Here is a 12,388-nt window from a genome sequence, read left to right on the forward strand (position 1 = left end):
CAGGGAAGTCGTGGTCTCAGGCCCTCTGACGCGAGCCGTCGCAGACCGGGTGTCGGCTGCGGCGGAGCAGTGCAGTGATCCCTGGGATAAATTGGTGGCGGGCTGCGAGGCCTTCCTCGCGTCCAACGCCGACCCCGAGATACGGCAGATCATGTTGATCGACGCCCCCGCCGTGTTGGGGTGGGACGAATGGCGGTCCATGGATGAGGCCTCGTCGGGAAAGCTCCTGGTGGAGGTGCTGGGGGAGCTGATCGACCAGGGGACCGTCGCCCCGCAACCGGTCGAGCCGATCGCGCGGCTGTTGTCGGGGGCGATGAACGAGGCGGCGGTGTGGCTGGCAGAGACCGACTCACCCAATGCCCTGGCTGACACGCTGGCTGCGCTGCGGCGGCTACTTGAGTCGCTAAGGGCATCGCGTTGACGCGGTGTCTGCGTCACAGCAGCTGCGGAATTGAGAGCTAGCATTTCAGCATGTGCCAGACAACGACCCCGCAGGAACCCGCAGGTGTCCCGGAGGGGCAGACCTTCGACTCCTACCCGGAGTTCCTGCGTGCCATCGGCCCCGGTATGAGGTTGTGCACCAGCGACTTCACCGGCTGGGCGGAGATCGCGGAGGTCCGCGACCACAGCGTCCTGGCGGTGCGTGACAGCGACCAGCGCAAGGTCGAGGTGCCCCAGGAAGCCCTCCTGGACATCCGGGGCGGGCACTGCGTCCGGGTCGATCGAGTCCGCGCGACCATCGACAAGCAGGGCTGGGAACGGGGCTGACCGCCGGGGACGATGATCCGCTCCGGCTTGATGAGGCTGTGAGTACGGAAATGGTGGCAGACGGTGTGAGGTCCGGCGGCCCGGAAGAGAGGTAACCAGTGTCTGTGTCGATCAATCACGTCGCAGTTTTCGTGCGAGACCTGGAGGCCGTCCGGTCTTTTTACGAGACCTATTTCGGGGCGGTGGCCAACGACCAGTACCACAATCCGCGCACCGGTCTGCGCACCTATTTCCTGACCTTTGAGGGTGGTTGCCGTCTTGAGCTCATGACGAGGCCAGACGTCCAGGCGTCCGGATCCGCCGACCAGGTGGGCTGGGCGCACACCGCTTTCTCTCTCGGCTCTGCCGAGGCCGTCGATCTCCTGGCGCAACGCCTAAGTGATGACGGTTTCACGATCGTCAGCGGTCCCCGGACCACCGGGGACGGCTACTACGAGGCGGTCGTCCTTGATCCTGAGGGAAACCACGTCGAGATCACCGTGTAAGAGATTCCACCTGGATGTTGAGCCAGCCAATGGGGCCTCTGGAGTTGTGGAATTCTATGGTTGATGCCGGCCCGAGGCCCATCTGGCGCTCCGGCCTGCGTCAATCGAGTCGGGAAACTCTCAGATAGGCCTAGGCGTGATGCCTGTGCGGTTTGATTCCTCGCAGCTTATCCGTATGGTCCAAGGAAGCGTTCGCCGTTGTAGTGGATCATGTGGGTGGGGTGATCTGCGCACCAGACTTCGGACTCCCAAGCGAGCTTGTCGACATACTTGCGGAACTCGGCTCGGTCGGGGAAGCAGGAGATGTACACGAGCCCTGCCGTCGAGCCTGCGAATAAATTAGCGAGTTCGGCTTGTCGTTTGGAGTCAACGGGACCGTGTGAGCTGGCCGCCTCTAGGAGCACGAGCCAGTTGCGGTCTGGCAGGTAGATGACGAGGTCGGGCATCTTTCCGTGCTCTTTGACCTTCACGTTCAGTGACGCTAAGGCGTTGCGTTCGAAGAGAGCCCATTTGTCGCCTGCATCGCCAATGTACAGCACCTGTCCGCCGGGGGTGAAGCGAGGGCAGAAGTCCTCGACCATCACCTTGAGCAGCACATTCTGGCCACCGGGCGTCAGCGTGAAGGTCGACCCATCGGGAAGCGTAAGCGGGATGCGATTCATTTCGCGCGCAGCAGCGTAGCGGGACTTGAGGCCCGGCAGATCAGCGAGATATTGGTCCACAGCTGGCTGCCAGTTGTCGGTACCATATGCACGCAGTACGTCCAAGGCCTCAGCCGTGATCTGGTAGTTCCACTTCGGTGAGTTGATGGGGCGCCGTGGTTCGTCGGGGTTCTGCACGACGAGTTGCGCCTCCACGAACTGATGCAGTGTGAACCGGCGGACTGTCTCGCGTGTGTTCGGCGCGTACTCTTTACCGTACTCATCGCGGATGAAGTCCATGATCGCCCGCGTGCCGAGCATGGGGTTGGCGGCCTCGGCCCAAGACTCGGATGGTGTGAGTCGCAGAAGTGCTAAGAGCACCAATGCCGATCGCTCATTGCTGCGCTCGGCGTCCATGCCGAGCGTTTCAAGAACGATTCTGGCATCTTCCACATATTCAAAGGCAGCCTCGTTTAACTCGTTCATGCGGCGATCAACTTCATGATCAAGGAGTCTACTTCGATCTGGGAGACAGCCGTGTTACATCCAAGCGCGCGCAATGTGGCTCCTGAGGGGAATCGTAAGGTTCGTAGGTCGGTGGCGTTGACTTGGGTGTGACCAGAGAAGGTGCGAAAGAATTTGTCGATCACGGACGAGTTGAGCCACACGCTGATGCCCTTGGCGAGGTCTTCGTCGAGGCCTTGACCATTGACGTGGAAGACGTTGAGGTGGTTCTCAAATGCCACCTCCCCAGGGTTGTCCAGAGGTGACCAGAATGAAGCAACGATCCGTCGGCGTTCCTCCTTCGCGCTGAATCGCTTGACGATCGTGTACCAGCCCTCCGGCAGTAGCATCTTGCGATCCTTGTCATCATTGGGGTGGAACCATTGTGGCTTGCGAATTTTTCGCGGCCAGAGTACGCCTCCGTCTCGGAGGTTGCCGGGATAAACCAGTGGTACGGCGCCTGGCCGGTTGACGGCACTCAACGCATGACGTGACCGGAAGTCCACTACCCGGCCAGTGGAGACCTGAAGACCAAGATCGGTCAAAGAACAAGGTTGAGAGAGTACTATTTCGGCGACAGCTGTGTCGTTGGCATCTGTGGCTAGGCGGATGAATCGGTGGGGGTCGTTTGGGAAGACGACCTCCTCATAGGCAACGTTGCGGGACGAGACTTTGTGGGCACAGGATGTGTCAGCATGGTTGTGGCTAACCGAGAGCTCAACGACCCCAGGGATTGCGCCACGCGTTCCTGCGAAGATTACGTTCTCTTGGAGGACACCGGTGTCTGCGAATACTGTGGAGCGGGAATCGAAAACATGAACACGATCGAGCGCGATTGAATCAAGTAAGTGAGCACGAAATGCGCCGAAGTAAGGGCCGTTGAAGAACGAGCGTGGAGTGATCGCTACAACCTGTCCACCTTCCCGAAGGGCCGTAACGGACAAGGAAAGAAAAGCTGCATAAAGATTCGGTACATCGATTCCAGCGGCGCGCATAGCAGCTCGACGTGTGCTTGACACCGCTAGTTTCCCATATGGGGGATTCTCGATCACGAGGTCGAACTGACCATCCAGGTTGAGTGAAGCACCCAAGCCGACGGTATCAAGAATGAAGTCTGCTTCAATGATCTCAGTGCGGACCCGTCCTCCACCAGCCCGTTCGCACGCAGAAAGTGTGGCCTGGAGGTTTGGCAACACGACCGGGTCGCACTCAACAGCGACAATTTCAATCGACAACTCCGGCTGCTCCGCCAGTACACGGCTTGCAAGCGCTGCGGTGAGCACACCGGAGCCCGCACCAGGATCAAGCATACGTAGAGTCCCAGATGCGGGTAAGCGAGGCATTGATGCGATCAGCTGAGCCGCTGCTATGGGCGTGAAGTGCTGTCCAAGCTCGCTCTGGGTGCGCGCATCAAGTCCTTTGAGGGCGGCAACTCGCTCGCTCTCGGCGAAACGCAGAAGATTCATCGCCAACACCCTCTCATCGTATCCGGGGCCACTGGCAAATACGTAGGTGGCGGTGTGGAAGCCATTCGACAGGGCCAGCGCCGGAGTGGTTCACGTCTTGTGCCCTGCGGAGAGCAGTTGCCCTGGCAAGCCTGAAAGAGCGTTTGGTGTGGTATCTGCTGCTTAACTGGCTGGCATGTCCATGGCTGATAGCCTGCTCCACGACGCCGAAGCCAGGTACTTCGTTCCCTTCGGGAGCAAACCGGCCGTTGCCATCGGCCACCGAGCTATGACGGCGGAAGTTTTCACTGTGGAATTAGGGCTGGTGCTATGCGAGATACGCGCCTTCGGCAGCGAGCGGGACGAGCGTGGCAAAGTTGAGACGCTCCACGAGATCGGTGACCTGATCCCCGCCGCGGTTCCTGATGGTCATGAGTGGTTTCTGGTGTTGTGTCGGTGAGGTGTGTTTACGTTTCTGTGGGCCTAGGCGTGATGCCTGCCCGGGTGAGACGACGTTCGCGGTCCCACCGGTTGTACTCGTCGGGGTCGTAATGGTGTTTCTCCGCGCCGAGGGGAGCGAGGATGCGGAAGCCGATGAGCTGCATGATGACTCCCGTGAAGAATCCGAGCAGGAGAAGCCCGAGGACCCAGTCCCACCAGTGGATGATGCCCTGCTGATAGACCTCGATGAGGTACCAGACCGCGAGGGGCAGGTGCCCGAGGACGACGGCGCCAAGCCCGGGGTTGTAGAAGGTCCTCAGCCTGCGATTCGTGATGATGCCGTGGGCGATGAACTGCGCGGGAAAACCCGCCAATATGGGCGCAAGCCCTAGCCAGACCTGATTGGGGAAGAGCGTCGGAAGAAGGTAGAAGACCCAGGCTGCCAGGTTGATCCAGATACAGCTGAGCTGGTTTGTGGGGAGCCGGTCGGCGGGCACGTCCTTCTTCGGCATCCTCCACAACGTCTCGCACAGCACCTCGTTCAGGACCCAGGGCTCGCCGCCGGGGAACCGGTACTCCTCGAACTGGTGGATGAGGATGACGGCGAGGTTCAGCACCAGGATGAGCTGTACGGTCGGGAGGTTGCCGAGCCATGCCCATAACAGGACGGGGATGACGATCACCCCGCCAATGTCGAACCAGTGACGCAACAGAAACTTCATGACCCGTCCACTCCTCAGTTCCTCGGGGGAGCAACCGCACCGCTCCCTAGGTCTCTACAATCATCACCTCATCAAACGATGATGTCAACAAATGATGATTTCTGGGTAGAGTCTTCTCATGAGCACTACGGGCAAGCGCACAGGACGTCCGGCCGGAGGCGGCGACAACCGGGCCGTGATCCTGGCTGCGGCGCGCCAGGAGTTCGCGGCGGCTGGTTTCCGGGGGGCGACGCTGCGGTCGATCGCGAAGCGGGCTGGCGTGGACGTCGCGTTGCTGTCGCACTACTTCGGCAACAAGGACGGCCTGTTCGCTGCGACCCTGGAACTTCCGGACGGCGTCGGTGACGCCCTGGTGCAGGCAGTGTCCGGCCCTGAGCGAGGGCTGGGGGAGCGGGTCACCAGGTGGTACCTGGGCATGTGGGAGCGCCCGGAGACCAGGGAGCAGATGCAGGTGCTTGCGCGTTCCGCGCTCGGCAATGACGTGGCAGGCGCCCGGATGCGTGACCTGCTCACCGGGGTGATTCACCGTCCTGGCCTGGCTGTGTTGGATGAGAACCCAGAGGGAGTGGGACTGGCCATGGCGCATCTTGTCGGGGCCGCGCTGGTGCGCTACGTGATCCGGTTGCCGCCGGTCGCTGACATGGACTTCGAGACGCTCGTAGCTCGCACTGCGCCGGCAGTCCAGCTTCACTTAACCGGTCGTTCCAGCTGACGTGCTCGGTCCAGTGGACCCGGCTACTTCGTCCCGGCCTGCTCACGGCGACCGCCCGTCACCTCCTGGTCCGGGGTCATCGCTGGTGGGCTTCGATGAAGGAGATCGTCTGCCCGGCGACGGACGTCGCGTCGTCGCCGCTAAAGGAGTGCCCGGCTCCCTGCACAGTCACGAGTTGCGCGTTGGAGTATGAGGTGTTGACGGCGTTCTGGGAGTACGAGATCGGGACGATGTTGTCCTGGTCGCCGTGGAAGATGATCACCGGGCCGGTGTAGCCAGAGATCAGGGAATAGGGATCCATGCCGTAGACGTCCGCGAAATAGATCCGTCCGACCGGGGTGCCGAAGAGGCTGTATTTTTCGGGGATGTCGGCTGCGCTGGCGAAGCGGGAGCGGGCGTCGTCGGGGATGACGAGAGCGGGGAAGTACAGGATGAGGCCCGCGATCCGGTCCTCCAGGTCGGCGGCCTCCAGAGCCGAGACATACCCACCCTGGCTCGCCCCGAGTAGGAAGATGTTGCTGGCATCGACGACGTCGAGAGTCTGGATGGCGTTGAAGACGGCGTTCAGGTCCGCTTTCTCGGTGAGGACGGACATGCGGGTGGTGTCGTTGCCGGATGCGCTCGACGTCGAACCACCGACGAAGTCATAGACGTAGCCGGCCATGCCCACTTGAGCCAGCCGCTCGGCGAGGGGAGCCATCTCGCTGTGAGTGCCCGAGAAGCTGTGACTCATGATGACCATGGTCCGCGTGTCTGAACTCGCGGGCACGTAGAGCTCTCCGTAGAGAGAACCGTTCGGACTCGCGATCCGGTATTCGTAGCGCGTATAGGCGTCAGTCGTCTCCAGCGCGGTCAGGTCAGAGGTGCTTGTTGCCTGGGTGCTTTCGCTGCCAGTCGTCGCGGGTGAGGTCATAGGCTCCTGCGGTGTCGGCTGCGTCTGCGAGCCCGACGGCGACGACGCGCATGCTGCGATCCCCAGCGTGGCGGCTGCGGCAATAGCGCTTGTCACAAGAGTTCTTCTGCTCGTGGTCATATTCATCTCCTTCGAAAGATGAAAGGTGGCAAAGTCGGTTCTAGCAACAGCCAGTACTGATGGACGAAACCCCTGCCCGGCCTTCAACACTATGCGCTCGCTGCGGTTACGGTGCTTAGCCTTGGTCTAAGGCGTGAATGCGCCTGGTTTGCTGTCATCGCAGCTCTTGACCTGATCAGCCGGTCCGAGGCCTGGATCAACCGCAGCGTGGGATACAGGTCGCATGTCACCTGGCCCCTTATTGGCGGGGTTTCTTGGCCAATGTGTCAGATCATCGGCGGCCCATGTGTGGACCGTCGGCAACTCGGGTCAGCGCGGCCCTCCCCGGGCCGGTCCTGGCGCTCGGCTGGGTCGTCGCTGGGGGTGAGATGAACCCCATGCTGCTTTGTGTGCTGCGGGGGCTCTCGTGTGGTGACGACTCCAACCCAGTGCGATTCCCTGGGCTTATATGGGGCATCTGGGGCAATGAGGCTGTAGAGCAGACCCGGAAGGGAGGTGTCAGGAGGTCGTGGTGTTCCGTGGCGAGGTGCTGTCTGTGAAGGAGCTGCTAGAGCGTGCTCTGGCCGAACCCGACCAGGCACTAGGTGCGGGTGCCGGGGTGTTGCACTCTGCCGCTGGGAACGCTGCATACTGCTCTCGGTTGCTAGCAGCGGGTGATTCGCTGGATGCCTGCTGGCGGTTCGGTGTTTTGCAGACGCTGGATGACTACAACTCCACGTTGCATCGTGGCGGGACAGGGCTAGCAGCGCAGGTTTTCACTGATCCACCGGACCCCACCGGTTCGGTGGAGGTGGACGCAGCGTTTGCTGCACTAGCCGAGCATCTGGCCGAACGCGATGGCTGGGATGTGCCGGCCTGGGTGCAAGATTCGTGGCGTGTCGCTGCTGGCTGGCTCCCTTCTGTGCCATCTATCTTCCATGCTGACGCACTGCGAGAGAGTCCCAGGGCCTTCCGGGAACGGGGCATCTTCATCACCGCACGCTCGTTGGACCGGGCATGACAGAGCTGAACGCACAAAGGGTCGTCGAGCTGTTCGAACGGTTCACGGGTTACCCTCTTGATGGGACGACAGCAAAACAAGCTCAAGAGCTAGAGGAAATCCAGGGGTTCCTTGTACCTGATCACGGATAGTCCTGCCATCTTCCGTAGGGCAACAGCGTCTCTCAAAGAACAATCTCGGTGCGCCACGCCGCCATACATACATCAAGTTTAGATAAAAGTTATCCATCCTTAAGATGGACAGTTAACGAAAGATAATCTAGTTTCGATTCATCGCGTGTCTTCGGCCCCTTGGCATGGTGGTCTACGGTGCTCTGATGATATGTCTACTCAGGTCACTTTGTCTAAGCAAAATGGTGGCGAACGCCGCCTGTCCCTTCCGTGAAGCTTATTCACAGCTACGGGCAACCAGGCTCTGACGAGGGATTTCACCGCCCCTCAGCTACCCATGAATAAACCTCCGTGGGTTGTTGACGCAGTCAAAATGACATGATAAAGCTACTCTATGAGAGTATTGAAGCAGATCACTTCAGTAGGGTCCCTGGCCTTCGCAATAATCTTGGCACTTCAGCCTGCGACATCCCATGCCCAGACGGGCTTTCCCAGTGAAGCAAGTTCATCGTCTCAGCTTGAGGAGATGGATCAGGAAATCCAGACGATCTTCACCCGCTATTTGTCTGCGGACAAGGATGGATTCCTACATGTCAATGCTGAAGCAATCAATCAAGATGGTAAGTCGCTATCTGAATATCAGCAGATAGCTGATGGATTGAACCACAATCCCTACCTGAATATCGATCATGAACAGGACAGTTCCTCATCCCTAGATTCGTCGCAAGATCCTGGTGGCACTACACCTTTACACACGTTTGGCTCATGGGACTGGGTGAAGTGCACCATCAATGCTGTAGTTCCGGTGAGTGCGGTTGAAGTTTTCCTGAAGGGGTGGCAAGCCTGGATCAAACGTGGTGCCTACGCAAAAGTCATTTCTGCTCTGATTCGGGTTGTCGGCCCGGCCGCGATCAAGGGAGGTATACCGGTAGCCGTTGCCTCACTCGCGGCAGGTGCTGCATGGTGTACGACATCATGGGCAAACTAGGTAAATCCAGTAGTTCCCGGGCGCTGCATTTTGCGCGCTCAGCGGTTGTAGCTGCAGTGTTGCTGCTGGTTATGGTGCTATTCTTAGCGTGGTGGGTATTTCAGACCATGCAAGCTATCGCTTTCGGCATTGCGATACTATTCGTAATACTGCTCTTCGAGGCCTATCGCATCTTCGTCAAGAACTCAGAAAACCCAGGACGGTGGTATTGGGCGCTGCTATCGTTTACTCCGCTGGCTGGCGGTGTAGCGGCAACATTAATAGCCCCACTACCGCAAGAAACTTGGCTTGCACTGGGAGCTTTTTGTGTTCTGACTCTCATTGGAACGTTCTTGCGTCGAGAAAAGCCTTCCTCGACGTCTCCTTAGCAGAGCCAAGTACTGATCAAATTTCCACTATATGCCCCTGATGATATTCACATCGGGGGCATATAGCATTCCTCCTCGGATAGCGGAATACCACGAAGTTTATTCAGTAATGCGGTTGAGCTTCCGCCGACCTGTGTTTGACAAGGGGAGATTCCACGAAGGCACGATTCCTGAATAATCCTCCACAAGTAGAGAAACCAATGCGCCCGGGAGGCTTATTCAGGAATCTGGCCTTGCCTCCGCGTAACCCCTTGCTAAGATTCGGCTTGCCAACACTCGGTTGACCGTGGTTATGAATGGGCTTCCATTAGAAGCCTTCTTGCAGTGCTGCTCGCAAAATCTATAACACTTCAAAATCGCCCTGCGAGGATACGGGGGTAAGGATCAAAAATTTCTGACTCGGTGGACGTAATGGAGCGCTGTGGGAACGGGCGGCTGTGGGTCGAGGGGTGTGTTTTGCGTGGGTTCAGGGCATCTGCACTGATGCGGGGTCTGGGGGTGGGGCTGATGATCTGTTGATTGAAGCGTTGGCGGAATCAAGTAAACGATCTCGAACACGTCTCGCTGAGGAGGAAGTGGGCGCTGTGCGGGCAGCCTGCGTGCAGGGCGTGAGCGTGAATGCGCTGGCGCGCTGGTTCGAGGTTCACTGGGGCACGGTGTGGGCGAAGACGCGATGACACTTGGCAACTTCCCTGCGACAAGTAAACTTGCGGCATGGAGTCGGAGCCCGGCATCCTCGACAGTGCCTACCGGCACGGCGTCACGGATGCGGCGATGCTCCATGCGTTCCGTTTCCCCTGTCCGCTATTTCGTGCACAACGACTCGATGACCATGTTCATCGGCCGCGATGAGACCGGCACCCTCGTAGAGGTTGGTGTGATCGAGTGGCACGGTGTTATCGCCATCGCTCACGCCATACGCCCGGCCCGAACCAAGTATCTGAGGTAAACCACATGACTCGACGCTCCATTGAAGACATCACGGCTCGTGCCGACGAGTTCGCCGACGCTTTCGAGAACTACGCCCCGAAGCTCGGCGATCAGGACGCGCCGCTCCCGCCTGCGATGGCGGTCAAGCTCGCCGCCTGGCGGCGTGACGCCGCCGAGAAAGAGCTTGCCGAGGCCGTGCGCGCTGCGCGCGAGCAACGCCTGTCCTGGCGCGAGGTAGGCGAGGCGATCGGCACGAGCGGCGAAGCCGCCCGGCAGCGTTATAGTGCGACGGCATGACCGGCGGCTCGATCATGCGACGCATCAACGGTGAGAAGTTCGGACGGTGGAGCCTTCGACTCGACGCCGCCTACTGCACGATGCTGGGCGCTGCCGTGGCACTGTTCGCCGGGCCAGTCTCCGAGGGTGTCGCACTGCCCCCGCCGCTCATCGTTGCCACCGGTGTTGCTGTGGTGGTGTGGGCGGGCGGCATCATGTGGATGCTCGCGCGTCTGCCGCTGCGCTCCGCGCTTCGCTTCGTCATGGCCGCCAATATGCTCGCTGCTCTTGCAGTCGGGGTCGTCCCTGCAACCGCCACGACGCTACTGACCATGCTTGCAGTCGTGACAGTGGCGATCGACATCGCACTCTTCGCCACAAGCCAGGCGGTTGCGTTGCGGGCACTCCCCGCCAGAGGCTAACGCAAATGAGCACCTGGAAGGCGGATCAGGATGTCGTAGAGTTCCCCTACGGTCGACGCATCCGGAGTCGAGGACTGCACAAAAACTCACGCGGAAGCATTGAGCCAGAGTTCGGCGTCTACCTGCTCGGTCGTAACCCGAACATCACGAACTGACCCTCACACTGATGCGTTCTGGTGACATCGCCCGAGGGGCCAACGCGAACTGAGATTTCCATCGTCGCGTTGCTGCGCCCTGCGAGAGACCAGCGATCATTCAGACGCTTCAAGTGGGTGGGATCGTGTGACTGTGGGCATCCGCCACACGCATACGGGCGAGTCGACGATTAGACTGCGAGCATCGCATGAATCTCGATGCTCTGAAGTTTGGTCATGCTGACGCTGCCCGCAAGGCCGCCGAGATGCACATCCTCGCCATCCGAGACACACTGCTTTCACTCAAGTAGAAGGGACAGCATGCCCACCCACAGCTATGCACTCACGATCACTTGGACAGGAAACACTGGCGAGGGCACCACGAGCGCACGGGCGTACTCGCGAAACCACGAAGTTGCGGCAGACGGGCTTCCCACGATCTTGTCATCGGCCGACCCTGCGTTCCTCGGAGATGCAACGCGTTGGAACCCCGAGCAGTTCTACGTGGCCGCTCTCTCACAATGCCACATGCTCTGGTACCTCCGATTTGCAGCGAACGCCGGAATCGTGGTCACCGCTTACGAAGATCGGCCGACTGGCGTCATGACTCAAGACGCATCGGGAGCCGGGCAGTTCGAGAACGTCACGCTGAACCCTGTTGTGACGATTACCGCGGATAGCGATCCCAAACTCGCCGAGGAACTTCACCACCGCGTAGCGGACTACTGCTTCATCGCACGCTCGGTGCAGACACCTATCCACCACAATGTCACGATCAAAAGCGCTGGGTGAACACACGTTATTCCGAGCGCTGGCCGTCAGCTATGAGCGGACGGTAGCTCGGTCAAGCGATCAGCGAGACTGACTATTCACCGGACAGATCCGCTTCGCTGACTGACGTGATGATGCGGGGAACGGCGCGTCGATACAAGCTCAAAGAGACGCTGAAAGTGATCGCTCGTGATCTTGGCGCGAGCCGTCATTGCCTCGTCGCCTGGCTTCGGGATCATGGGGTCACGATCCGTCGAGTAGTGTCCTTTGCTGAGCAGACGAAGGAGATACGCCACCGCTATTCGCAGGACAAGTCTCTAGTCACTATTGGAGAGAAAACCAGTTTCGATGCAGGAACAACATGTGATCACCTGATCGCGGTGCCAATGAGACTTCGAGGTTGTCACAGCTATGAACAGTAGTTGGGTCCGCTCGTTCAACTGGTTTGTGACTTACGAGGCAGTCAGCTCGTTGGTAGCGTGGTTAGGGTGCCAGACTCTAGTGACGAACAAAGTGATGGTCCGTGCTGATGAGTAGTAGTTCTTCGAGAGGTGCGTCTTTCAGAGGTACCCAGGTAAGACCATCTGCGGGTCGCGGGTCCTGTGGCTGCAGGGCAACGAGGCTAGAAGATGTTCGAA

General features: G+C 59.6%; 16 protein-coding genes. 12 read left to right on the top strand and 4 right to left on the bottom strand.

All coding sequences use genetic code 11. The features are described 5' to 3' along the window. The first annotated feature begins 10 nt into the window (after positions 1–10). From SK1NUM_RS00585 to SK1NUM_RS00595, 3 genes are all read left to right on the top strand, one after another. Positions 11–421 (top strand): hypothetical protein, encoded by a 411-nt coding sequence (locus tag SK1NUM_RS00585; RefSeq protein WP_212324014.1) that lies wholly within the window; start codon positions 11–13, stop codon positions 419–421. A 50-nt stretch (positions 422–471) separates the two neighbouring features. After that, a complete protein-coding gene (locus tag SK1NUM_RS00590; RefSeq protein ID WP_212324016.1) occupies positions 472–768 on the top strand; it encodes a hypothetical protein in 297 nt (98 codons plus the stop codon). Between the two features lie 104 nt (positions 769–872). Continuing rightward, positions 873–1,253, top strand: a complete 381-nt coding sequence (locus tag SK1NUM_RS00595) for a VOC family protein (protein ID WP_212324018.1) — start codon at positions 873–875, stop codon at positions 1,251–1,253. 167 nt (positions 1,254–1,420) lie between these two features. On the opposite strand, the gene SK1NUM_RS00600 is transcribed toward SK1NUM_RS00595, so the two are convergent. Together SK1NUM_RS00600 and SK1NUM_RS00605 are read right to left on the bottom strand one after the other, a co-directional pair. Beyond that, entirely contained in the window at positions 1,421–2,380 is a 960-nt protein-coding gene (locus tag SK1NUM_RS00600; RefSeq protein WP_212324020.1) for a BsuBI/PstI family type II restriction endonuclease, read from the bottom strand. Beyond that, complete coding sequence (locus SK1NUM_RS00605) at positions 2,377–3,864, bottom strand: Eco57I restriction-modification methylase domain-containing protein (protein WP_212324022.1); 1,488 nt, start codon at positions 3,862–3,864, stop codon at positions 2,377–2,379. The genes SK1NUM_RS00600 and SK1NUM_RS00605 overlap by 4 nt, the downstream gene beginning before the upstream one ends. A 175-nt stretch (positions 3,865–4,039) precedes the next feature. Between SK1NUM_RS00605 and SK1NUM_RS00610 the strand changes: the two genes are divergently transcribed. After that, on the top strand, positions 4,040–4,303 hold the full coding sequence (locus SK1NUM_RS00610) for a hypothetical protein (protein WP_212324024.1): 264 nt from the start codon (positions 4,040–4,042) through the stop codon (positions 4,301–4,303). Between the two features lie 7 nt (positions 4,304–4,310). On the opposite strand, the gene SK1NUM_RS00615 is transcribed toward SK1NUM_RS00610, so the two are convergent. After that, a complete protein-coding gene (locus SK1NUM_RS00615; protein WP_212324026.1) occupies positions 4,311–5,006 on the bottom strand; it encodes an HXXEE domain-containing protein in 696 nt (231 codons plus the stop codon). A gap of 118 nt (positions 5,007–5,124) precedes the next feature. Here SK1NUM_RS00615 and SK1NUM_RS00620 point away from each other — a divergent pair, with 118 nt between their 5' ends. After that, positions 5,125–5,718, top strand: a complete 594-nt coding sequence (locus tag SK1NUM_RS00620) for a TetR/AcrR family transcriptional regulator (RefSeq protein WP_212324028.1) — start codon at positions 5,125–5,127, stop codon at positions 5,716–5,718. Positions 5,719–5,794: 76 nt separating this feature from the next. Here the strand turns inward: SK1NUM_RS00620 and SK1NUM_RS00625 are convergent, their stop codons facing one another. Further along, positions 5,795–6,751, bottom strand: a complete 957-nt coding sequence (locus SK1NUM_RS00625; protein WP_212324030.1) for an alpha/beta hydrolase — start codon at positions 6,749–6,751, stop codon at positions 5,795–5,797. Positions 6,752–7,286: 535 nt separating this feature from the next. Here SK1NUM_RS00625 and SK1NUM_RS00630 point away from each other — a divergent pair. The 7 genes from SK1NUM_RS00630 to SK1NUM_RS00660 all read left to right on the top strand — a co-directional run bounded on the left by SK1NUM_RS00630 (position 7,287) and on the right by SK1NUM_RS00660 (position 11,771). Then, entirely contained in the window at positions 7,287–7,751 is a 465-nt protein-coding gene (locus SK1NUM_RS00630) for a hypothetical protein (protein WP_223927685.1), read from the top strand. Between the two features lie 513 nt (positions 7,752–8,264). Beyond that, on the top strand, positions 8,265–8,849 hold the full coding sequence (locus SK1NUM_RS00635; protein WP_212324034.1) for a hypothetical protein: 585 nt from the start codon (positions 8,265–8,267) through the stop codon (positions 8,847–8,849). Further along, positions 8,822–9,217 carry a hypothetical protein gene (locus tag SK1NUM_RS00640; RefSeq protein WP_212324036.1) on the top strand — a complete coding sequence of 132 codons (396 nt, stop codon included), beginning with the start codon at positions 8,822–8,824 and terminating at the stop codon, positions 9,215–9,217. The genes SK1NUM_RS00635 and SK1NUM_RS00640 overlap by 28 nt, the downstream gene beginning before the upstream one ends. A 781-nt stretch (positions 9,218–9,998) precedes the next feature. Then, positions 9,999–10,166, top strand: coding sequence for a hypothetical protein (locus tag SK1NUM_RS00645; RefSeq protein WP_223927687.1), 168 nt, complete (start codon positions 9,999–10,001; stop codon positions 10,164–10,166). 5 nt (positions 10,167–10,171) lie between these two features. Beyond that, positions 10,172–10,444, top strand: a complete 273-nt coding sequence (locus SK1NUM_RS00650) for a hypothetical protein (protein ID WP_212324038.1) — start codon at positions 10,172–10,174, stop codon at positions 10,442–10,444. Then, positions 10,441–10,845, top strand: coding sequence for a hypothetical protein (locus tag SK1NUM_RS00655; protein WP_212324040.1), 405 nt, complete (start codon positions 10,441–10,443; stop codon positions 10,843–10,845). The genes SK1NUM_RS00650 and SK1NUM_RS00655 overlap by 4 nt, the downstream gene beginning before the upstream one ends. A gap of 455 nt (positions 10,846–11,300) precedes the next feature. Then, positions 11,301–11,771 (top strand): OsmC family protein, encoded by a 471-nt coding sequence (locus SK1NUM_RS00660; protein WP_212324042.1) that lies wholly within the window; start codon positions 11,301–11,303, stop codon positions 11,769–11,771. Positions 11,772–12,388: the final 617 nt, after the last annotated feature.

This window comes from Arachnia rubra (assembly GCF_019973735.1).
Lineage (GTDB): Bacteria > Actinomycetota > Actinomycetes > Propionibacteriales > Propionibacteriaceae > Arachnia > Arachnia rubra.

Bases quoted from the DNA above. Each gene is read 5' to 3' on its own strand.
- SK1NUM_RS00600 (WP_212324020.1), bottom strand. From the start codon at position 2,380: ATGAACGAGTTAAACGAGGCTGCCTTTGAATATGTGGAAGATGCCAGA.
- SK1NUM_RS00640 (WP_212324036.1), top strand. From the start codon at position 8,822: ATGGTGTACGACATCATGGGCAAACTAGGTAAATCCAGTAGTTCCCGG.
- SK1NUM_RS00620 (WP_212324028.1), top strand. From the start codon at position 5,125: ATGAGCACTACGGGCAAGCGCACAGGACGTCCGGCCGGAGGCGGCGAC.
- SK1NUM_RS00650 (WP_212324038.1), top strand. From the start codon at position 10,172: ATGACTCGACGCTCCATTGAAGACATCACGGCTCGTGCCGACGAGTTC.
- SK1NUM_RS00590 (WP_212324016.1), top strand. From the start codon at position 472: ATGTGCCAGACAACGACCCCGCAGGAACCCGCAGGTGTCCCGGAGGGG.
- SK1NUM_RS00605 (WP_212324022.1), bottom strand. From the start codon at position 3,864: ATGAATCTTCTGCGTTTCGCCGAGAGCGAGCGAGTTGCCGCCCTCAAA.
- SK1NUM_RS00615 (WP_212324026.1), bottom strand. From the start codon at position 5,006: ATGAAGTTTCTGTTGCGTCACTGGTTCGACATTGGCGGGGTGATCGTC.
- SK1NUM_RS00645 (WP_223927687.1), top strand. From the start codon at position 9,999: ATGCGTTCCGTTTCCCCTGTCCGCTATTTCGTGCACAACGACTCGATG.
- SK1NUM_RS00660 (WP_212324042.1), top strand. From the start codon at position 11,301: ATGCCCACCCACAGCTATGCACTCACGATCACTTGGACAGGAAACACT.
- SK1NUM_RS00625 (WP_212324030.1), bottom strand. From the start codon at position 6,751: ATGACCACGAGCAGAAGAACTCTTGTGACAAGCGCTATTGCCGCAGCC.
- SK1NUM_RS00655 (WP_212324040.1), top strand. From the start codon at position 10,441: ATGACCGGCGGCTCGATCATGCGACGCATCAACGGTGAGAAGTTCGGA.
- SK1NUM_RS00610 (WP_212324024.1), top strand. From the start codon at position 4,040: ATGTCCATGGCTGATAGCCTGCTCCACGACGCCGAAGCCAGGTACTTC.